This window comes from Yoonia vestfoldensis SKA53 (assembly GCF_000152785.1).
Lineage (GTDB): Bacteria > Pseudomonadota > Alphaproteobacteria > Rhodobacterales > Rhodobacteraceae > Yoonia > Yoonia vestfoldensis_A.
Window position 1 is genome coordinate 180,744 of the sequence record NZ_CH672414.1, and the last position, 19,485, is coordinate 200,228.

19 protein-coding genes are annotated in these 19,485 nt (G+C 64.9%); 7 read left to right on the forward strand and 12 right to left on the reverse strand.

What is annotated here, in order from left to right:
- Nucleotides 1-178: 178 nt before the first annotated feature.
- The 3 genes from SKA53_RS00900 to SKA53_RS00910 are packed head-to-tail and all read right to left on the reverse strand — an operon-like array spanning nucleotide 179 to nucleotide 3,680.
- Nucleotides 179-1,342 carry an acyl-CoA dehydrogenase family protein gene (locus tag SKA53_RS00900; RefSeq protein ID WP_007204142.1) on the reverse strand — a complete coding sequence of 388 codons (1,164 nt, stop codon included), beginning with the start codon at nucleotides 1,340-1,342 and terminating at the stop codon, nucleotides 179-181.
- Nucleotides 1,342-2,784 (reverse strand): carnitine 3-dehydrogenase, encoded by a 1,443-nt coding sequence (locus SKA53_RS00905; RefSeq protein WP_007204143.1) that lies wholly within the window; start codon nucleotides 2,782-2,784, stop codon nucleotides 1,342-1,344. The genes SKA53_RS00900 and SKA53_RS00905 overlap by 1 nt, the downstream gene beginning before the upstream one ends.
- The gene (locus SKA53_RS00910; RefSeq protein ID WP_040482729.1) at nucleotides 2,781-3,680 is read right to left on the reverse strand and encodes a 3-keto-5-aminohexanoate cleavage protein; all 900 of its coding nucleotides are present in this window, start codon (nucleotides 3,678-3,680) and stop codon (nucleotides 2,781-2,783) included. The genes SKA53_RS00905 and SKA53_RS00910 overlap by 4 nt, the downstream gene beginning before the upstream one ends.
- 73 nt (nucleotides 3,681-3,753) lie before the next feature.
- On the opposite strand from SKA53_RS00910, the gene SKA53_RS00915 reads away from it, so the two are divergent.
- A complete protein-coding gene (locus tag SKA53_RS00915) occupies nucleotides 3,754-4,722 on the forward strand; it encodes a GlxA family transcriptional regulator (protein WP_040482730.1) in 969 nt (322 codons plus the stop codon).
- Here SKA53_RS00915 and SKA53_RS00920 read toward each other — a convergent pair.
- The 4 genes from SKA53_RS00920 to SKA53_RS00935 are packed head-to-tail and all read right to left on the reverse strand — an operon-like array spanning nucleotide 4,709 to nucleotide 8,930.
- A complete protein-coding gene (locus tag SKA53_RS00920) occupies nucleotides 4,709-6,256 on the reverse strand; it encodes a 5-guanidino-2-oxopentanoate decarboxylase (RefSeq protein ID WP_007204146.1) in 1,548 nt (515 codons plus the stop codon). The two genes, SKA53_RS00915 and SKA53_RS00920, sit on opposite strands and share 14 nt — an antisense overlap.
- Entirely contained in the window at nucleotides 6,253-7,431 is a 1,179-nt protein-coding gene (locus SKA53_RS00925; protein ID WP_040483040.1) for a pyridoxal phosphate-dependent aminotransferase, read from the reverse strand. The genes SKA53_RS00920 and SKA53_RS00925 overlap by 4 nt, the downstream gene beginning before the upstream one ends.
- A 3-nt stretch (nucleotides 7,432-7,434) precedes the next feature.
- On the reverse strand, nucleotides 7,435-8,064 hold the full coding sequence (locus tag SKA53_RS00930; RefSeq protein WP_007204148.1) for a TetR/AcrR family transcriptional regulator: 630 nt from the start codon (nucleotides 8,062-8,064) through the stop codon (nucleotides 7,435-7,437).
- On the reverse strand, nucleotides 8,061-8,930 hold the full coding sequence (locus SKA53_RS00935) for a dimethylarginine dimethylaminohydrolase family protein (RefSeq protein WP_007204149.1): 870 nt from the start codon (nucleotides 8,928-8,930) through the stop codon (nucleotides 8,061-8,063). Before SKA53_RS00935 ends, SKA53_RS00930 begins: the two co-directional genes overlap by 4 nt.
- Nucleotides 8,931-9,119: 189 nt before the next feature.
- On the opposite strand from SKA53_RS00935, the gene SKA53_RS00940 reads away from it, so the two are divergent.
- The 3 genes from SKA53_RS00940 (at nucleotide 9,120) to SKA53_RS00950 (ending at nucleotide 11,436) form a co-directional block, all read left to right on the forward strand.
- Nucleotides 9,120-9,890: a transporter substrate-binding domain-containing protein gene (locus SKA53_RS00940; protein WP_040483041.1), complete on the forward strand. Its 771-nt coding sequence runs from the start codon at nucleotides 9,120-9,122 to the stop codon at nucleotides 9,888-9,890.
- Nucleotides 9,891-9,994: 104 nt separating this feature from the next.
- Complete coding sequence (locus SKA53_RS00945) at nucleotides 9,995-10,648, forward strand: ABC transporter permease subunit (RefSeq protein WP_081440145.1); 654 nt, start codon at nucleotides 9,995-9,997, stop codon at nucleotides 10,646-10,648.
- Complete coding sequence (locus SKA53_RS00950; RefSeq protein ID WP_007204152.1) at nucleotides 10,645-11,436, forward strand: ABC transporter permease; 792 nt, start codon at nucleotides 10,645-10,647, stop codon at nucleotides 11,434-11,436. The genes SKA53_RS00945 and SKA53_RS00950 overlap by 4 nt, the downstream gene beginning before the upstream one ends.
- On the opposite strand, the gene modC is transcribed toward SKA53_RS00950, so the two are convergent.
- Genes modC through modA form a run of 3 tightly spaced genes read right to left on the reverse strand, consistent with a single transcriptional unit; the run spans nucleotide 11,414 to nucleotide 14,006 of the window.
- Complete coding sequence (gene modC, locus SKA53_RS00955) at nucleotides 11,414-12,520, reverse strand: molybdenum ABC transporter ATP-binding protein (RefSeq protein ID WP_007204153.1); 1,107 nt, start codon at nucleotides 12,518-12,520, stop codon at nucleotides 11,414-11,416. The two genes, SKA53_RS00950 and modC, sit on opposite strands and share 23 nt — an antisense overlap.
- Nucleotides 12,517-13,227: a molybdate ABC transporter permease subunit gene (gene modB / locus SKA53_RS00960; RefSeq protein ID WP_007204154.1), complete on the reverse strand. Its 711-nt coding sequence runs from the start codon at nucleotides 13,225-13,227 to the stop codon at nucleotides 12,517-12,519. Before modB ends, modC begins: the two co-directional genes overlap by 4 nt.
- Nucleotides 13,227-14,006, reverse strand: coding sequence for a molybdate ABC transporter substrate-binding protein (gene modA / locus SKA53_RS00965; RefSeq protein ID WP_007204155.1), 780 nt, complete (start codon nucleotides 14,004-14,006; stop codon nucleotides 13,227-13,229). The genes modB and modA overlap by 1 nt, the downstream gene beginning before the upstream one ends.
- Nucleotides 14,007-14,128: 122 nt before the next feature.
- On the opposite strand from modA, the gene SKA53_RS00970 reads away from it, so the two are divergent.
- On the forward strand, nucleotides 14,129-14,860 hold the full coding sequence (locus tag SKA53_RS00970; RefSeq protein ID WP_242601226.1) for a sugar transferase: 732 nt from the start codon (nucleotides 14,129-14,131) through the stop codon (nucleotides 14,858-14,860).
- On the opposite strand, the gene SKA53_RS00975 is transcribed toward SKA53_RS00970, so the two are convergent.
- Nucleotides 14,857-15,582: a metallophosphoesterase gene (locus SKA53_RS00975; RefSeq protein WP_007204157.1), complete on the reverse strand. Its 726-nt coding sequence runs from the start codon at nucleotides 15,580-15,582 to the stop codon at nucleotides 14,857-14,859. The genes SKA53_RS00970 and SKA53_RS00975 overlap by 4 nt on opposite strands.
- Nucleotides 15,583-15,721: 139 nt before the next feature.
- On the opposite strand from SKA53_RS00975, the gene SKA53_RS00980 reads away from it, so the two are divergent.
- Complete coding sequence (locus SKA53_RS00980; RefSeq protein ID WP_007204158.1) at nucleotides 15,722-15,979, forward strand: spike base protein, RCAP_Rcc01079 family; 258 nt, start codon at nucleotides 15,722-15,724, stop codon at nucleotides 15,977-15,979.
- 3 nt (nucleotides 15,980-15,982) lie between these two features.
- Complete coding sequence (locus tag SKA53_RS00985) at nucleotides 15,983-17,587, forward strand: hypothetical protein (RefSeq protein ID WP_007204159.1); 1,605 nt, start codon at nucleotides 15,983-15,985, stop codon at nucleotides 17,585-17,587.
- On the opposite strand, the gene SKA53_RS00990 is transcribed toward SKA53_RS00985, so the two are convergent.
- Complete coding sequence (locus tag SKA53_RS00990) at nucleotides 17,578-19,434, reverse strand: GumC family protein (protein WP_007204160.1); 1,857 nt, start codon at nucleotides 19,432-19,434, stop codon at nucleotides 17,578-17,580. The two genes, SKA53_RS00985 and SKA53_RS00990, sit on opposite strands and share 10 nt — an antisense overlap.
- Nucleotides 19,435-19,485 lie beyond the last annotated feature (51 nt).

Consider the following 19,485-nt stretch of genomic DNA (forward strand, 5'->3'; position numbering starts at 1 on the left):
GGGCGTCGCCCTGCCCCGGACGAGCGGGACAGGGAAACTTCACCTGTTGCGGTCATCGGGGTCCCCCCCTGTACCGCCCGATCAGTTTGCAACGGATTGGTTAACATATCGTTTCATCTGTTCAAAAATATCCTCGGGGGTGAGGCGCGGCGCGCCGAGGGGGCAGACAGCCCCCTGACTAGCCCTCATGCGGGCGCAAGAGTTGCCGGCTGATGATGTGCCGCTGGATTTCGCTGGTGCCTTCCCAGATCCGTTCGACCCTTGCATCGCGCCAGATCCGTTCCAGTGGCAGGTCGTCCATCAACCCCATGCCGCCATGGATCTGGATCGCCTCGTCCGCGACCATGGCCAGCACTTCGCTGGCCTTGAGCTTGGCCATGGCCATATCGGCCTCGGTGACGCTGCCCTGGTCAAACTTCCATCCGGCCTCCCATGTCAGCAATTCGGCGGCTTTCAGCTCCATCGCCATATCGGCCAGCTTGAAACTGACGCCTTGAAACTTGCCGATCTGCTGGCCGAACTGGCGGCGTTCCGCTGCATAGTGCACCGCGTGATCAAGCGCCCGGTCTGCACGGCCAAGACAGGTGGCGGCCACCTGCAATCGCGTGGCGCCCAGCCAGTCATTGGCGACTTCGAACCCTTTGTGGATTTCACCAAGGATATTCTCGGCCGGTACGCGGCAATCGTCGAAGTCCAGAATGGCGTTGGAATAGCCGCGGTGGCTAACGTTGCGGTACCCTTCACGCACCGTGAACCCCGGCGTGCCTTTGTCCACGAAGAAGGCGGTGATCTTTTTCTTGGGGCCGCGCGGCGTGTCTTCTTCGCCCGTCGCCATGAAGGCGATGGTAAAGCCCGCGATATCGGCATGGCTGATGAAATGCTTGGTGCCGTTCAGCACCCAGTCCCCGCCGTCCTGGCGCGCGTTGGCCTGCATGCCGCGCAGGTCGGACCCGGCCCCCGGTTCGGTCATGGCCAGACAATCCCAGGTTTCGCCGCGCAGGCAGGGGAAAAGGTATTTTTCGCGCTGCGCCTTGGTCCCTGCCAGCAGGATGTTCGATGGCCGCGCCACGCAGGTCCAGTGCAGCGCGTAATTCGCGCGGCCCAATTCGCGTTCGTAAAGCAGCCATGACAGGGTATCGAGGCCCGCGCCGCCCACTTCTTCCGGCATATTGGCGGCATAAAGACCGGCGGCCATCGCCTTGGCCTGAATCTCGCGGATCAGCTCCATCGGCAGGTGGCCGGTGCGTTCGACCAGCGCTTCATGCGGGTAAAGTTCCGCCTCGACGAAAGCGCGGGTCGTGTCCACGATCATCCGCTGTTCATCGGTCATGGCAAAATGCATCAGCTTTTCCCCTGTCCGATATGGCGGCCTGCGCCGGCGGGGCGCGGCAGGCTGGCATGGGCGTCGCGGATTGCAAAGAGCCGGTCAAGCACGGTGGGGGCGGCGGGGCAGGTCTTGCCTGCGGCCATGTCCACATGCAGCAGCATCTGTTCCAATGTCGCCACGGCATCCCCATCCTTGGCGATGGTGATGAAGATATGCAGCCGCTTGTCATCCGCGCCCAGCACCTGCACCGAACCGGTCAGATGATCGCCCAGTTTCGCCTCGCCCAGATGGCGGATATGGGTTTCGGCGGTGTAATAGCTGTGCCCGCCTGCGACATAATCCATATCGGCCCCGATCAGCCGCAGCAGCGTGTCCGATGTTTCCGAGCCTGCGAACAGATAGCGGCTTTCGGTCATATGGCCGTTGTAGTCGATCCAGCTTGGCAGCACTTGCAAGCGCACCAGCGGGGCGTCGGCATCTGGCGTCTGCACAACGTCGCGCCTTGCCGCGTCATGCGCTTTGAGCACGCGCCCCGCGCCCCAATCGCGGTCTTTGAGCACCCGCAGAAAGCCCACCAGATTGCTGTCGCGGATCCGTTCCAACTCGCGGATCGTGTGATGCCCTGATTGCGCATCCGATTGTCCCGCGATCAGATCGACCAATTCGTCGTTGAATTCGGGCACATCCATCAGTTTGGTCCATGGCCATGTCAGACAGGGGCCGAATTGTTCCAGAAAATGTTTCATCCCCGCTTCACCGCCCGCGATCCGGTAGGTCTCGAACAGGCCCATCTGACCCCAGCGCAACCCGAACCCCATGCGGATCGCCTCGTCGATTTCCTCGGTCGTGGCGATGCCGTCCTTGACCAGCCAGAGCGCCTCGCGCCAGACCGCCTCGAGGAACCGGTCGGCGATATGGGCGTCGATTTCCTTGCGCACATGCAGCGGGAACATGCCGATGCTGCGCAACGTATCCTTGACGCCTTCGATCAGGGCGGCGTCGGTGGCGGGGCTTGGCACCACCTCGGCCAAGGGCAAAAGGTAGACCGGGTTGAACGGGTGGGCGACAAAGATCGTCGCGGGGTTGATCGCCCCCTCCTGCAATTGCGATGGTTTATAACCAGAGGTGGAGGAGCCAAGGGGCGTGTCGGGCGCGGCCTTTTGGATTTCGGCATAAACGCGGTGTTTCAGGTCCAGCCGTTCAGAGACGGATTCCTGAATGTAATCCGCGCCTGTCACAGCCTCGGCCAAAGTCGCGGCATAGCTGAGCTGCCCCATCGCAGGCAGCGGCACATCCGACAGGGCGGGCAGCGAGAGTTTTGCATTGTCCAACACGGCAGCAATCTTGCGCGGGGCGTCGGGGTCGGGGTCAAAGACCGCGACATCCCAACCGTTGAGCAGGAACCGCGCGGCCCAGCCGCCGCCGATCACGCCGCCGCCGATGATTGCGGCCTTCATAATGGCGCCCTTTTCGTCAGATGCAGGCGGTCGCGGACGGCATCCGGCCCGATCACCCGTGCGCCCATGTTTTCGATGATCGTTGTGGCCTTTTCGACCAGTTGCGCGTTCGTGGCCAGCACGCCTTTGGACAGATAGAGGTTGTCTTCCAACCCGACCCGTACATTGCCACCCGCCAGCACGGCGGCTGCGACATAGGGCATCTCATGCCGCCCCAGCGCAAAGGCGGACCAGTGCCAATGGGCTGGCACATTGTTCACCATCGCCAGAAAGGTGTTCAGATCATCGGGCGCGCCCCATGGCACGCCCATGCATAATTGCACCAGCACGGGGTCGGGGATGATACCTTCGGCGACGAGTTGTTTGGCGAACCACAGATGGCCTGTGTCGAACGCCTCGATCTCGATGCGTACGCCGGATGCCACCATCCGCGTCGCCATATCGCGCAGCATGCCGGGGGTGTTGACCATGACGTAATCGGCCTCGGCGAAATTCATCGTGCCGCAATCGAGCGTGCAGATTTCTGGGCGGCAATCCAGCACATGCTGCACCCGTTCTGCAGCGCCTGCCATGTCGGATGTCTGCGACATGCGGTGCATGCTTTCGGTGCCATCGAACACCAGATCACCGCCCATGCCGGCGGTCAGGTTCAGGATCACGTCGGTGTCCGCGTCGCGGATACGTTCGGTCACTTCGCGGTAAAGGGCCGGGTCGCGCGACGGTTTGCCGGTCTCGGGGTCGCGCACATGGCAATGCACGATGGCCGCGCCCGCCTTGGCCGCGTCAATGGCGGCGGTGGCGATCTGTTCTGGCGAGCGTGGGACATGGGGCGACATATCCTGCGTGCCGCCCGATCCGGTGACGGCGCAGGTGATGAAAACACGCGGTCTGGGCAAGTGGGTGGCGATCCTCCTTTTTTAAGCAGGCTAACAGGGTGCGCGGGGCAGCTTGGCGATTTACGAAAATGTTATGACGATTTCTGAATCCATCTTTGCGCCTTCAACCCAGCCGCTTGATATCGCGGTGCTGGTGCTGCCGCGCGCCTCGATATTGGAGGTGGCGTCGGTGCTGGACCCTTTGCGCAATGCGAACCGACATCTGGGGCAGGACAGGTTTCGCTGGCGGGTGGTCTCGCCCTCGGGGGCGGATGTGGCGCTGACCTGTGGCATTGCCTTGCCCGCGATTGGCCCGCTTGCGGCGGCAGACGGCGCTGATGCGCTGATCGTCGTGGCGGGCTATAACCAGTCCGAGGTGGCGACCCGCCCCCTGATTGCGGACCTGCGCCGTGTCGCCGGGCGGTTCCGCGCGGTGGGGGCGGTCGATGCCGGACCTTGGGTGCTGGCGCGGGCGGGATTGCTCGATGGCCACCGCGCCACCGTGCATTGGGAGGATCTGGAGGATTTCGCCAGCGCCCACACGTCTGTCGATGTGGTGCCGGACCGTTTTGTCATCTCGCGCAATCGCTTCACCGCAGGCGGTGCCGCCCCTGCCGCTGACCTGATGCTGCATCTGATCGGCGCGCGCTGTGGCGCGGGGCTGGCCGGTCAGGTGGCCGCATCGTTTCAATACGAGCCGCAGTCAGATGGCAGCCGCCCGCAGCGCCCCGGCCTGTTGCCTGTGGTCGGCGATGTGCGGCTGGCGGGGGCGCTGGCGCTGATGAATGCCCATCTGGAAGACCCGCTGCCGCTGGACACAATCGCCCGCGCGCAAGGGGTGGGTCTGCGCCGGATGGAACAATTGTTCCGCGACAATCTGGGGCAGGGGCCGGGGGCGGCCTATCTGGACCTGCGGTTGCAGATGGCGCGGCGGATGGTCACCGACACGCGCCACGATCTGCGCGCCATTGCCTTGCGCTGTGGATTTGTGGACCCCACCAGTTTTTCGCGCGCATTCCGGCGGCGGTTCGGTGTGCCGCCCAGCCGGATCAGGTCGTCGTGACAGGCGGCAGGGTGACTTCGATCATGCGGGGGCCGGATTGCGTCGCGTCGATTGCATCGGGCGTGGTGCGGGTAAACGGCAGACCGCAGGCGCGCGCAAGATCGGCGAAATCCGGCGGGCGCGGGGTGCAGCCCAGCACCTGCGCGCCTGCGGCTTTCATCGCGCTGGCGATCTCGCCGTAGCCTGCGTTGTTGAACACGATAAAGGTGATGTTCAGGTTTTCCTCAACCGCTGTCAGCAATTCTGCGGGGCTGAACATCAGCCCGCCATCGCCGATCAGGCACAGGATGCGTGCGTCAGGGGCGGCCAACGCGGCACCCACCGAAGCCCCCGGCGCATAGCCAAGCGCGCCGTAGCCTGTCGCCGCATTGAACCAGCCGCAGGGCCGGTCATGGTCATAATAAAGGTTGCCTGCATAGATCACTTGGGTGGAATCGCCGACCATGATGGCGTCAGGGCAGCTGTCGCGCAGGCGGTTCAACAGGGCGATTTCAGCAGCATAGCCTGCGGGCAGCGCGGCATGGGCCGCGTTCCGCGCTTGGGCCGCGCGCTGGGCGCCATCGGCGCTGGTGGCACCGTGCAGTAATGGCAGGATATCGGCCAGATCACCCTGCAGCGTCAGGGCGGCGGGATGGCGCGCCAGTTGCGCGGCGTCAATATCGACGCGGATCATCCCCGCCAGATCGGGCAGGCCGCCATCGTCATACATATCCCAATCGGTCGGCCCGATTTCGGACCCCAGCACCAGCAGCTGATCTGCCGAGGCGATCAGCTCGCGCACCGGCGCAAGGCTGGGCGCGGCCGGCACGACCAGTGGATGGGCGTGCATCAGCCCGCGCGCATTGGTGGTCAGGATCACAGGCGCGCCAAGGCGGTCTGCCAGCGCCTGCAGTGCCGCCCCCGCGCGACGGCAGCCACCGCCTGCGACGATGACAGGGCGCAGCGCCTGTGCCAGCAAGGCATTTGCGGCGCTGACATCCGGCACAGCGGCGGCGGCTTGGTCCGCGATGCGGCTTGGCGCATCGGGCGCCTGCGCCGCCATCAGGTCCAGCGGGATTTGCAAATGCACCGGCCCGCCGCGCCCATTGGTCAGGGCGCCGGCAATCTGGTCAAGGATCGCGGGCAGATCGTCGGCGCGGTCCAGATGAAACGCCGGACCCAGTGTCGCGCTCAGCGCCAGTTGGTCTGGCAGTTCGTGCAGATGCCCCAGCCCCTTGCCCAAGCTGTCCCGCCGGTTCACGCCGGAAATCACCAGCATCGGCACGCTATCTGCGCGCGCCTGCGCCATCGGCGTCAGGATATTGGTCAGCCCCGGCCCGGTGATCACCAGCGCCACGCCGAACCGCCCCGACACGCGGGCATAGCCATCGGCCATGAAACCTGCCCCCGCTTCGTGGCGCGGGGTGACATGGCGGATGCCCGCATCGGGCAGGGCGCGGTAAAGCTCGATCGTGTGTACGCCGGGAATGCCGAAAATCACCTCGGTGCCCATCTGCTGCAACCAGCGCACAAGGCTTTGCGCGACGGTGGTCATCGCGGCCAGCTCATCGCAAAGCGCTTGATCCGCGTGCAAGCCTCGCGCGTGGCGTCATCGCTCGCGTTGAGCGCCAGCCGCAGCCAACCTTCAAAAGCTTTGCCAAAGGACGCGCCGGGCATGACGGCGACGGCCTCCGCCTCTAGCAGCGCCAGCGCAAAGGCTTTGGAATCGCGGCTCAGCGCGCGAATGTCGAGAAGGGCGAACATCCCCGCCTCGGGTTTGTGGACATGCAGGCCCGCCACACCGTCAAGGGCCGCATGGATGATCCCCGCGCGCCGCGCCATGCGGGCGGCCATCGCGGTGGCAAGATCGGGCGCGCCCGCGACAGCCTGCGCTGTCATGTCGGCGATGAAAGGCTGCGATCCGAACAGCATGGTTTCCGACAAGGGCAGCGCGCGGGTGCAGAAGGCCGCAGGCCCGCAGACCCAGCCCGACCGGAACCCCGGTGCGGCATGCGATTTGGAGATCGAGGCGGTAACGATCACGCGGTCCTCATAGGTGGGATTGGCCAGTGCAGATGTGAATACCGCGCCATCATGGGTCAGGTTGCCGTAAACCTCGTCTGATACCACCCACAGATCATGCTGGGCCGCCAGCGCGCAGATCGCGTCCAGATCGGCAGGCCGCAGGATCGCGCCGGTGGGGTTATGCGGCGTGTTGAGCATGATCACGCGCGTCGCGGGCGTGATCGCGGCCGCCACATCCGCCGCCTGCAGGCGAAACGCATGGGCGGGGTCAAGGCTGACCGGCACCGGCACGGCACCCGACGCACGGATCAACCCCTCATATGTGGCATACATCGGATCACCGAGGATCACCTCGCAACCCGGATCGCACAGCGCTGTCAGCACCAGATACAGCGACGTCTGCGTGCCAGGCAGGCACAGGAACCGGTCGGTCCCGATGCTGCGGCCTGTCAGCGCGGAATATTTGCCCGATAGCGCATTCAGCAATGAAGGCTCGCCCCGCCCGTTGGAATAGCCGGTGCGCCCTGCGCCCATCGCGGTGATGGCGCTGTCGATCAGCGCGGCAGGCGTTGGCACGTCAGGTTCACCGATGGTCAGGTTGATGATCGCCTCGCCCGCGCGGATACGCGCATTGGCGGCGGCACTCAGCACCCATTTATCCGACCCCAGCCCGGCAAGGCGGGTGGTGACATCTGCATATTGCATCATTTACTCCGATAGTTTCAGGTCAAGCAGCCGCGCAAAGGCGCGGATCGCGATGCTGCGCATTTCGCCTTGCGCGAATTGGTCGGGCAGGACCGATGCTTCGATCCACAGCCCGTCGAGCAGCGCATTGCCTGCGATGGCAAGGGCGCGTGTCGTGGCCGTGTCATGCGGTTTGCCCGCCGCTGCCAGCGCATTGGCAATCATGCGTTCCAGCCGGTCACGGAAGGCCAGATAGGTCGCTTCGTGGACATCGCGCATCGCGGCGTCGCGCGGCACCAGCTGCATCGACGCCGCCCACAGCGCCATGGCGCGTGGATCGACAACAGGCGGCGTGACGGCATTGGTGATGAACCCCGCCAGCCGCGCCACCGGATCGGCGGGCAGATCATCCAGCGCCGCCGCACTCGCCTCGGTCATGCGGGTCATCAGGGTTTCGTGGGCGCTCGCGACAAGGTCTTCTTTGGTGTCGAAATAATGCTTGATGAGGCCCGGCGTCACGCCGGCCTTTAATGCGATGGCGCGCACGGTTGCCGCCTGCGGGCCACCCTCGGCGATGCAGTCGAGCGTGGCGTCGATCAATGCGAGACGGCGCGCCTCCTCGCCTGCGCGTATAAATGTGCGGCGCGCGGTCATGCGCGCAGCACCGGACGGGTCAGGCAGGTGGGGCCACCTTCGCAGGCGATGCACAGCGCATCGCCGTCGAATACCTGTACCTTGCAGCCTGCATCTTCCATCAGGGTGCGGGTCTGCGGGAAACCGTCGACCATCACCACATCGCGCGGGCGCAGCGCCAGCACGTTCAGGCTCAGCCCGTTCGAGGCCATGAATTCATCCTCGGGCGCGTGCAGCAGGGTCCAGCCGCGCGCGCGCATGTCCGACCACAGCGCATAGGGCAGCAATGGCGCATGGATCAGCGCGATATCGGGGCCAAGTGGGGACACCAGCGACATCAGATGCAAACAGGCGGCGGGGCCAGTCCAATAGGGCAGGTCATAAGCCTGCACATTGATGGCGTAAGGGCGCAGGATGTCGGACAAAGCGGCGATGCCTGCCTGATTGGTGCGCACACCGCGCCCCACGGCCAAGGTCTGCGGATCAAGCCAGAAACAATCGCCCGATTCGACCGTGGCATCACCGGTCAGACGGCCGATCACCGGCACGCCGATACTGTCATAAAACGCGGCATGCATATCCGGTTCGGCGCGGCGCAAGGCCTTGCCCATGTTCAGGATCACGGCCCCGTGGCGGGTGACAAAAGACGGGTCTTGCACGAATACCGCATCCGACAAACTGTCGTCGGCGGATGGCATCCAATGCACCTTTGCCCCACTGGCGGTCACGATCCGCGCCAGCTCTGCATGCTGGGTTTCCGCGCGGGCGGGGTCGAACCCTGCGCCGTAATGCCAGTCTTGCGGGCGGGCCTTGGCCATGGCGGGGCCGGGGGCGCGCATGATCACGGCGGCAAGGGGTTTTGATCGGTCTTCGGCACCAAATTGCATGATGTTCTTCTTTAGCTGAAATTATACACTTGAATAATTGCTGCCATTTTGGCCAGATACAATCACAAAAATGTTGCGGTCGCGGCTTTGCCTGTCGCAGCCTTTGCAAACGTCGCGTCGAAACCCGCGCTGCGGGATCATCACAAGAAGCGCAAAAGCGTTCTGACATTCAACAAGGAGAGAAAGATCATGAAGACACTGGCCCTTCTGACGACCACCGCCCTGATCGCTGCCGCCGCCGGACTGGCACAGGCGCAAGAGGTCCGTATCGGCATCGCCGCCGAACCCTATCCGCCGTTTGCCTCGCCCGATGCGGCGGGCAATTGGGTCGGCTGGGAGGTCGAGATCATCGACGCGGTTTGTGCTGCCGCCGCACTTGATTGCGTGCTGACGCCCACCGCATGGGACGGGATCATTCCCGCGCTGGTGTCGGGCCGGATCGACACAATCATGGCGTCGATGTCGATCACCGCAGACCGGATGCAGACCATCGACTTTTCGGACCCCTATTACAACACGCCGACCGTGATTGTGGGTCAGCGCAACATGCAGATGGACGCCTCCCCCGAGAGCCTTGCAGGCAAGGTGCTTGGGGTGCAGGTCTCGACCATCCACCAAAGCTATGCGCAGGCCTATTTCGAAGGTGCGACCGAATTGCGCACCTACCAGACCCAGGACGAGGCGAACCAGGATCTGGCCGCAGGCCGGATCGACGCCACGCAGGCAGATAGCTTGGCGATGGATGATTTCCTTGCCACCGCAGCCGGTGCCTGTTGCGAGGTCAAAGGCGCTGTCGCCGCGGACGAGGCGATCCTTGGTGCCGGCGTCGGTGCTGGTGTGCGCAAAGGCGATGATGCGCTGCGCGAGGCGATCAATACCGGCATCGCCGCGATCATCGCCGATGGCACCTATGACGCGATCACGGCGGGCTATTTCGCCACCTCGATCTTGGGCAACTAGGCCCGGCGCGGCGGGTGTTGGACTGGCTTTATGCCCTTTGGCCGGGGCTGGAAACATCGGTCGGTCTTTTGTCCCTCCAGCCGCCGGGCTGGGGGGGTAATCTTTTGCGCGGAGCGTGGGCCAGCGTGCAAATCTCACTTGGCGCTTTCGCGCTGGGGCTGCTGATCGGCACAGCAGGCGCGCTGGGCAAGCTGCATGGTGGGCCGGTCACGCGCGATTTGCTGGCGGTTTATACCGTCGTTGTGCGCGCGGTGCCGGAATTGATCCTGATCCTGATCCTGTATTACGCAGGCACCGATCTGCTTAATCAGGCTTTGCGCGCGCTGGGCCAGCGGCCTGTCGAAATCTCGGGCGTTGTCGCAGGTATCGCTGTGCTGGGGATCGTGCAGGGCGCCTATGCGACCGAGGTGTTGCGCGGCGCCATCCAATCCGTGCCGCGCGGCCAGCACGAGGCGGCGCGCGCCTATGGCATGGGGCCGGTGCAGATATTCCGCCGCGTGACCATTCCCGCGATGCTGCCCTTGGCCTTGCCCGGTCTGTCGAACCTGTGGCTGATTGCAACCAAGGATACCGCGCTGCTGGCCATCGTCGGCTTTTCCGAACTGACGCTGGAAACGCGGCAGGCGGCGGGGTCGACGCGGGCCTATTTCACCTTCTTTCTGGCGGCGGGGGCGCTCTATCTGCTGATGACGCTGCTGTCGGGGCGCATCTTTGGCTGGATCGAGGCGCGCTACCGGCGCGGACAGGCTTCGCAATGAACCGACAGCGGATCGCACAAGAGGTATTTGTGCCGCACCGGATTATTATGGTCGCGGCGGCGCTGGGCCTTGTGGTCTGGGCCGCGCTGGCGATGCGCTGGGACTGGATTGCGCGCTATCACGATCTGGCAGTGCAGGGCATCTGGCGGACGCTGTGGCTGCTGGGCTTGAGTTGCCTGATCGGTTTTGCGCTGGCTGTGCCTTTGGGGCTGGCGCAGGCGGCGGGGCCACGGTTTTTGGCAGCACCCGCGCGTGCGTTCTGCACGGTGATCCGTGGCACGCCGCTGTTGTTGCAGCTTTGGCTGATCTATTTCGGCGTTGGCAGCCTGTTTCCGCAATTTCCCTGGATCAGGGAAAGTGAGCTTTGGCCCTATCTGCGGCAGGCATGGCCCTATGCATTGTTAGCCCTTTCGCTTAGTTTTGCAGGCTACGAGGGCGAGGTGATGCGCGGCGCGTTTAAATCCGTCGCGGGTGGTCAATTAGAGGCCGCACGGTCAATGGGCATGGGCCGGTTTGCGATCTTCCGACGCATCTGGTTTCCGCAGGCCCTGCAACGCGCCTTGCCAACCTTGGGCGGCGAAACCGTGCTGCAACTCAAAGCCACGCCCTTGGTCGCCACGATCACGGTGATCGAGATTTACGCGGTGTCCAGCCGTGTGCGCCAGGATACGTTCATCATCTATGAACCGCTGTTGTTGCTGGCGGTGATCTATATGGTGATCGCGGGGCTGCTGGCGCTGGCCTTCAAGCTTTTGGAACAGCGGTTCAATCGCGGGATGCTGGGCTAACGCGCAGCCCTGTGCCGATGGCATCGGGGGCCACGGCAACCGATTTGATCACAGCGTGACAGGTCTGGCCGGGGGCCAGCCCCAGCGCCTCGGCTGATCTGCGGGTGATGCGTGCGGCAAGCCTGTCTTCGCCCACGGCCAGCGTGACCATCGCGCCGGGGCCCTCGCCAAGGCGCAGATCGCTGATCGTGCCTTGCAGGATGTTCAGTGCCGACAACCCCGCAGGCCGGTCGCGCGACAGGATCACATCCTGCGCCATGATCCGCACCCGCAGGGTCGCCTCTGTCGCATCAGCGATGCGCGGCAACCACAGCGTGCCTGCTGCCGTTGCCAGTTCCGTCAACCCGTCCGCGTGATGTGCTACAACCCGCACGGTCAACAGCGATGCCGCACCCCGCGCGCCGACCACGGCCACATCGCCCAGCACCTGCCCCGGTGGTCCGCAGGCGATCACGCGGCCCGCGCGCAGGGCGACGACGGTGGTGGCCAGACGCGCCACCTCGGCAGAGGCATGGCTGACATAAAGGATCGGCACCGCCACCTCGTCGCGCAGGCGTTCGAAATAGGGCAGGATTTCGGCCTTGCGCGCCTCGTCCAAGGCGGCCAGCGGTTCGTCGGCAAGGATCAGCCTTGGCCCGGACAGCAGCGCGCGCCCGATGGCGACCCGCTGCTTTTCACCCCCCGACAGGGTGGCGGGGCGGCGGGACAGCAGATGGCCGATGCCCAGCATCTCGACCGTGCGGTCCATGCTGGTGGCCTTTGCCTCGCGCGGCGCGAACCAGCGTCCATAGGCAAGGTTCTGGCGCACGCTCAGATGTGGGAACAGGCGGGCGTCCTGAAAGATATAGCCGATGCGCCTGCGGTGGGGCGCGCTGTGGTGGCGGCTTGCGGTGTCGGTCAGCACCCAGTCACCTATCGCGATCCGCCCCTGATCGGGGCGCAAGAGGCCCGCGACCGCATTGATCACCGTCGTCTTGCCGGACCCTGAAGGGCCGAACAACACGCTGACGCCGGCTGGCAGGTCAAGATCGACATCAAGATCGAACCCCGCGAAAGCGTGCTGCACCTTGATCTGCAGCGTCATGATCCTGCCACCCGTTGCGCGACCCGCCGCGCGAGGTATTCAGACAAAAGCAGCGCCGCCATGGCAATCACGATGGCGATGATCACCAGTCGCGTTGCCTGTTCCTGCCCGCCCGGCACCTGTAGAAAGGCATAGATCGCCGATGGGATCGTCTGCGTCTGGCCGGGGATATTTGAGACGAAGGTGATCGTGGCACCAAATTCGCCGATCGCCTTGGCAAAGGCCAGGATCGACCCCGCGATGATGCCGGGCAGGATCAGCGGCAGTGTGACTGTGGTGAAAACCCATGCGCGGGACGCGCCCAGCGTGCTGGCGGCGGCTTCGAGCTTGGGGTCCACCGCCTCGATCGCCAGCTTGATCGCGCGCACCATCAGCGGAAAGGCCATGATCGCGGCGGCGACGGCGGCCCCTGTCCAGCGGAATGACAAAACGATACCGAACCATGCATCAAGCACTTCGCCCACCGGCCCGCGCCGCCCCAAGGTGCTCAGCAGCAGATAGCCTGTCACGACGGGGGGCAGGATCAGCGGCAGATGCACGATGCCGTTCAGCAGCTGTTTGCCCCAGAAATTCCAGCGTGCCAGCGCATAGGCGACGAATATGCCCAAGGGCAGGCTGACAACTGTCGCCCAGAACGCCACGCGCACCGACAGGCGCACCGCTTGCCATTCCGCCGGACCCAGCCAGTTTGCCCAATCGCCCCCCATCACTGCACCACGCTGAACCCGTAGGCGCGCCAGATCGCGCGGGCATTGTCCGATGACAGGTAATCCAGAAACGCCGCTGCATTGGCGCTGTCGCTTTGCGCAGTGATCGCGGCGGGATAGATGATTGGCGCATGGCTGTCTGCGGGAAAGGTGCCGATCACGCGGACATTGTCCTGCGCCGCGGCATCGGTGGCATAGACGATGCCGAATGGCGCCTCGTTCAGTGCCACAAAGGCAAGGGCGGTGCGCGGCGTGTCCGATTGCGCCACCAGCGGTGCCACGCTGTCCCACAGCCCCAAAGATGTCAGCGCGGCCTTGCCATAGATGCCCGCTGGCACCGCATCGACCATCGCCATTGCCAGCCTTTCGTCGCCCAGCATGCCGGCCAGATCAAGCGTGGCGTCGATGGTCACGGGGGCCGCATCCTGCCCATGCGCGATCAGCACCAGCGTATTGCCCAGAATATCGCGCCGTGTGCCGCCCTGCAGATCGCCCGAGGCTGCGACCGCATCCATCCAGTCCACGCTGGCAGAGATGAAAATATCGGCGGGCGCGCCCTGCTGGATCTGGTGGGCCAGCGTCGATGATCCGGCATAGGATGTCACGGCAGTTTGTCCCGTCTCGGCGGTCCAGGCCTCTGCCACGCGGTCGAGCGCGCCTGTCAGGCTGGCGGCGGCAAAGACCGTGACATCCTGTGCCACCCCGCGCATTGGGGCCGCGATCAGGATCGCTGCAGCAAAAGCTGTGACGATCTGTTGGCGCGCGAAGGCTGTTGGCAAAACGCTTTCTCCTGCTGGCGGGCGTTCCCGACATATCGCAGCAAGCGCGCACCGCAGGCAAGCGTCAACCGCGTTTTGCCGGCGCACGCAGGGTTTAAGCGCCCTTTAACGATCCTTTAACCATGTTTCGCCACTCTTGTGGCTGGCCGGATGCAAGGTTGCTCTGGCTTGGTGAAATGGGTGCGGTGGTGCGTGGTATGTCGGATGTGTCACGTCATGACGGTCGTGTCGGAAAGCAAGCCTGCGGGCGCGCGATACGACCGGACACCGGACGACCGCGCCTGTCCAAGCGGGTCTTTGACCATGTTGTGGCCCTGCTGCTTTTGGGTCTGCTGGTGCCGGTCGGGGCTGTGTTGCTGGTGCTGAACCCGTTTGCGAATGCCGGTCCGCTGATCTATCGGCAGGACCGGATCGGGTATCGGTGCCGCCGGTTCGCCGCGTATAAATTCCGCACCATGCGCTGTGCGACAGGTGCGGCGCGCGGGGCGTTTGACGCGCTGGACGCGGACCGGATCACGGCGCTGGGCCGGGTGCTGCGCAAATCTCGGCTGGATGAATTGCCCCAGATCATCAACGTGCTGCGCGGCGAGATGAGCCTGATCGGCCCGCGTCCTGACAGCTATGACCATGCCTGCGTCTATCTGCGCGACATCGCGGGCTATGGCGCGCGGCACAACGTCCGGCCCGGTGTCAGCGGTCTGGCGCAGGTCGAGCTGGGCTATGTCGACGGGATCGACGGCATCCGGCGCAAAGTGGCGCTGGACCTGCATTACATCGCCCATGCGTCATTCCGGCTGGACCTGTGGATTGCCTGGCGCACCATCATCGTGGTGCTGGCGCGCAAGGGGGCCTAGAACGGACGGACCCCGCCTTCGCCGATCAGGGCAGCGCAAAGCTTGCCGGTTTTCCATGCGCCGGTGTCGATGGACACCACGCCGTCGCGGATCGCCAGACGCGGCACGATCCGGTGGCCATGCACGCACCAGACCCGGTCGCTGCGCGGCACCACCCCGAAATCGGGATGCCCCCAGGCCATCGCCTTGGGCAGCTGGTTGGCCAAAGGCCGGGCCGGATCGGCACCTGCATGCAGGACCGCCACATTGCCGCTTTGCCACCAATAGGGCATGGATTGCATCCATGACACGGTCGCGCCCATCGCGGCGCGCAGCGCGTTGCGCGCACGGGAAAGATCGGCCAGGGTGATATCTGCGGGCAGGTCGGTGATGCCATAGCTGGCCAGCGTGGTCCGCCCGCCATAGCGCAGCCATGTCCGGCCCATTTTGCGCGGTTGGCGCAGAAAGCGCAGCAACAGGTCTTCGTGATTACCGCGCAGGCAGGTCAGGTCGATCCGCCCCGCGTGGTCGTGCAACAAGCGCAGCACGCCCGCGCTGTCGGGGCCATGGTCGATGTAATCGCCCACCAGCACGACCGGCAAGGCGCGCGCCACGGCACGTTCCAGCACGGGGGCCAGCAGATCGGCGCGCCCATGCACATCTCCGATGGCGACAAAAGGCCGGTCCGGCGCGGGTGGTGCTGCGTCAAAGCCAAAAGGGGGCAGATAATCGGGCAAAAGCATGGCCGCCGTTCTAGCGCAACGATCACTGGCTTGGCCAGAGGCTGCGCCAGCGCCGTTGCATCTGGTGCCGCACGGTCGTGCAACATGGTTTTCAGACAAAAGCGGCATGATGACGGCTGCAACCACTCAGGAGTCTCCGATGCCCGATCCTTTCAGCGCCGATTATGTCAACCTGACCTCGCCCGCCGTGGCGCATTACGTCGTCACACCCTCGGACAGTGCGGATCTGCCGGTGCGCCCGCGCGCGATTTTCGTGCAAAGCGCAGGCACGGCGGCCTTGCAGGACAAGGACGGGCAGGTCGTGACCTATGATGTCGCGGCAGGTGCGGTTTTGTCGATCCGGCCGGTACGGGTACTGGCCAGCGGGACGACGGCGCAGCTTGTGGCGTGGTATTGATCCATGATCGGGCTAGAGCTGTCACCCGCCTCTACCGGCCATACTGCACCCGACCCGCTGGCGGCGTTTTTTGCCATCGGCCGCGGCGCGCATGTGGCCCTTGGCCCCGGCCCGCAAGGCGGGCTGAGCATCTGGACCGAGACCGGCCCCGCAACCGCCGCCTGTCTGCGGTTGGACGGGGCTAATGCCGGCACAAGGCTGTCGTGGCGCGAAACGCTGAGCTGTGCGTTGCGCAAGGTCTATCCGGTGGCAGCCTTTGGTTTGTCGGCGGGCTGGTCGCAGTTGCAATCTTCGGGCTCTGGCCTGTCGGGGAGCTATACCGGCAACCGTGCTGTCAGCACCACGGCGCTGACCGCCACGATCAGCGTGACGGTGGACCGCGCCAAACCCTATGACCTTTGGGTCTGTTTCACGGGGCGCATTGCGGGGGGCTATTGCCGTGTCGATATCGACGGGGGGCAGGCTTTGGTCGATGCGATCGGAGATCCGGCGGGGCTGGGGTTCAAGGCGTTCAGCACCCAGACCGCCACCGACATGCAGCGCCGCCGCAGCATCCGCGTGGCCACCGGCCTGACCGGCAGCCATGTCGTGACCCTGTCGCATGGCGGGGCGGCGACACCGGGTGGTACCAGCCTGATGATCGAGGCTGTGGCGCTGTCGGCCGATCTGTCCGATGACGGCATCCTGCCCCCCGTCTGGCAGCCTGCAACCGCTTATGTCATGGGCGACGAGGTGCAATGGCAAGGCACCTTTTATGCCGCCCGCGCGACGGGTGTCAGCGGCACCACACCCCCTGTGCATCTGTCAGGCATCAGCGGTGATGGCGCGCTGGACTGGCGTGCCGATAACCGCCCGACCTATCCGCTGTTTCAGGCGGTTGATTACGCCTCCGAGCGTGAATATGCCGCGCGCGTCAGAATTGCGGGTACCACCACCGAAATCGGCGGCCAGACCCATGGCAACGAGGCGCTTGTGGCGCGCAGCGTGACGCTGGACGCACAGCCTTTTGTGCCAACGACCAGCGGCACCGGCCTGTCCGTCGGGGCCGAGATTGCCACCTTTGAGAACACCACTTGGCAGGGGGCGACGGGTGGTCCTATCGGCACCTGCCAGCTGATCCGCCGGATCACGCCGGGTGCGGTGCGCCATGACGTGCAGGTCACGGCAACAGGGCCAGATGCGGTGTTTGACTGGCTTTATCTCGGGATGCTTCCTTTCGTGCATTGGGACGGGGAAAGTGGTGCTCTGGCTGTGCAACAGGTTGCCGGACCTGCGGGCCTTATCAGCATCGGGGATCTCGCAGGTACAAGCCCTGCGCAGATCAGCCTTGGCGCGACCGCGCGGCTGGGTCTGGTCGGGCGCGCGCTGACGGGTGATCTACGCTATGGCTGTCAGGTGGTCGCCACGGGCATCGCGGGCAATCTGGTCGGGCCGGTCAGCACATTCCTGCGGCCCAATATCGAGGCAAGCGCCGCCGCAGGACCGCTTGACTGGACCGCCAAGGCCTATTTCGCAGCAGACCTGCCTGCGGGCACGGTGATGCAGGCGGGTGATGTGATCGGGTTTTCCAGCCACCACATTCTGGCGGTCACGCCGGTTCAGGCGTGAAAATAACCGCGCCCATATTGGGCGAAACCGACACCACCGCGCTGCGCTTGTTTGCGGATGTCGATCTGCGTAAGCGTCACGCCGGTCACAGCCACCCCGGCCGCGGCGAGCTTGTCGGCGGCGGCCAGCACCACGGCATCCGCCACCGGCACCACGGGCGGGGCGTCGATGATGACCACATCATAGGCCGCGCGCGCCTGTGCGATCACATCGGCCAGCGCGGGCGCAAACAGGGTTTCACCGCCCGCCGCATGCTGTGCGCCACCCGCCAGCAGATCGACCCCGGGGATCGGGCTTGGTTCGGTCGCCGCCCCAAGGCCGATATGGCCAAGGATCACCGCCGCCAGCCCGTCTGTCCCCGCCAGCGCAAAATAGCGCCGGAACGATCCGCGCCGCAGGTCTGCATCTACCAGTAGCACGCGTTTGCCCAACAGGGCCAGCGCATGTGCCAGCCCGATGGCCTGCGTCGTCTTGCCTTCGCCCGGGATCGCCGAGGTGGACAGGATGACCTGCGGCGGCTTTGTGCCATGCAGCATCAGCGCGGTGCGCAGATGCCGATAGCCTTCGGTCGCGGCCGATGCTGTGCTGACATCAAGTGCCGCCAGCAGCCGTGCGGGCCTGCGTGAGGGCAATAGCGGCAGCTGCGCCAGAACCGGCAGGCCGGTGGCATCCTGCAAGGCCGCCGCATCGGTGAACCCACGGCGCAGGCTGTGACGCAGCGCCACCAGCATCAGCCCGCCCAGCCCCCCGACCATGGCCGCGATCTGCACCATCAGCAGCTTTTGCGGCCCGATATAGCGCGCCTCGGTCGCGGCGTTGAGCACGCGACTGTCGGGGGCGATTTGTGCGGCACCCAGCGTCAATGCGCGCAGTTCTTGTTGATAGCCGGCCTGCTGTGCGATGGCCATGTCCAGATCGCGCTGCATCCGGTCGCGGGCATGGCTGGCTGCGGTCAGCGCCTGCAGCGCAGCGGCCAGATCGGCGCGGTTGGTCTGCAAGGCGGCAATCTGGGCGGTCAGCCGCTGGGTATTGGCGGTGTCGCTGGCGCGGGCAAGCGCGGCTTGGGCGCTGGCCAGCCGTGTTGTGGTGTCTTGCAGGTCATGGCCCAACCGGTCGGGGCGCGTCGGGTCGTGCAGGCCCGCACGCGCGACCAGATCGGTGATCGCGGCCTCTATTGCTGCCTGGTGCGAGCGCAGGTCGGCCGATCTTGCGCCCAGCAAGGCGATGCTGGCTGCCGTTGCATCCTGTTTGCGCGCCACCTGATCGGCCAGATAGACCGCTGCCAGCGTGTTCGCGATGGCCATGGCGCGGTCGGGGTCGCCTGTCGTGACGGTGACGCGCAACAGATCGCTGTCGCGCGGAGTCTCGACACGGATCGCGGCCCGCAGGTTCTGGACCAGCTTGCTGGCGATGGCCGCGTCATCGGGGACGGGTTCGCTGCGGCCTTGCAACAGGTTCCGCAGCGTCGTGCGCAACCCGCGCGGCGACAGCGGTGGCACCGGCGTCAGATAGCGGTTGAAGGCGGGGTCGTCTTGCAGGTCCAGCTTTGCGATCACCTGTTCCAGAATGGGTGTCGCCAACAGGATCTGAACCTGCGTGCCAGGCGGAACATCTGTGCTGGTTTGGCCTGGTATTGCAAACGCTTGAGTTGTGCGAATTTCAATGATCGTGACGGCGGCATGTTGCGGGCGCGCGATGGTAAAGCCGTAATACCCCGCCATCAGAACTGCCAAAAAGGTTGTGAGCACCACAACCCATTTTCCCGCCCATAACACCCTAAAAATATGCCGAATATCGACAGCCACAGGCTGATCAACTTCGACCAGAGCGGGCATGGGCTGTGACATGGAACGCGGCATCAGCGGGGCTTTCTTGGGCAGTGCGACCCGATTAGGAAA

Coding starts and splice junctions, on each gene's coding strand:
- SKA53_RS00900 (WP_007204142.1), bottom strand. CDS start 1,342: ATGCATTTTGCCATGACCGATGAACAGCGGATGATCGTGGACACGACC.
- SKA53_RS00905 (WP_007204143.1), bottom strand. CDS start 2,784: ATGAAGGCCGCAATCATCGGCGGCGGCGTGATCGGCGGCGGCTGGGCC.
- SKA53_RS00915 (WP_040482730.1), top strand. CDS start 3,754: ATGACGATTTCTGAATCCATCTTTGCGCCTTCAACCCAGCCGCTTGAT.
- SKA53_RS00920 (WP_007204146.1), bottom strand. CDS start 6,256: ATGACCACCGTCGCGCAAAGCCTTGTGCGCTGGTTGCAGCAGATGGGC.
- SKA53_RS00925 (WP_040483040.1), bottom strand. CDS start 7,431: ATGCAATATGCAGATGTCACCACCCGCCTTGCCGGGCTGGGGTCGGAT.
- SKA53_RS00930 (WP_007204148.1), bottom strand. CDS start 8,064: ATGACCGCGCGCCGCACATTTATACGCGCAGGCGAGGAGGCGCGCCGT.
- SKA53_RS00935 (WP_007204149.1), bottom strand. CDS start 8,930: ATGCAATTTGGTGCCGAAGACCGATCAAAACCCCTTGCCGCCGTGATC.
- SKA53_RS00940 (WP_040483041.1), top strand. CDS start 9,120: ATGAAGACACTGGCCCTTCTGACGACCACCGCCCTGATCGCTGCCGCC.
- SKA53_RS00950 (WP_007204152.1), top strand. CDS start 10,645: ATGAACCGACAGCGGATCGCACAAGAGGTATTTGTGCCGCACCGGATT.
- modC (WP_007204153.1), bottom strand. CDS start 12,520: ATGACGCTGCAGATCAAGGTGCAGCACGCTTTCGCGGGGTTCGATCTT.
- modB (WP_007204154.1), bottom strand. CDS start 13,227: ATGGGGGGCGATTGGGCAAACTGGCTGGGTCCGGCGGAATGGCAAGCG.
- SKA53_RS00970 (WP_242601226.1), top strand. CDS start 14,129: ATGTTTCGCCACTCTTGTGGCTGGCCGGATGCAAGGTTGCTCTGGCTT.
- SKA53_RS00975 (WP_007204157.1), bottom strand. CDS start 15,582: ATGCTTTTGCCCGATTATCTGCCCCCTTTTGGCTTTGACGCAGCACCA.
- SKA53_RS00980 (WP_007204158.1), top strand. CDS start 15,722: ATGCCCGATCCTTTCAGCGCCGATTATGTCAACCTGACCTCGCCCGCC.
- SKA53_RS00985 (WP_007204159.1), top strand. CDS start 15,983: ATGATCGGGCTAGAGCTGTCACCCGCCTCTACCGGCCATACTGCACCC.
- SKA53_RS00990 (WP_007204160.1), bottom strand. CDS start 19,434: ATGTCACAGCCCATGCCCGCTCTGGTCGAAGTTGATCAGCCTGTGGCT.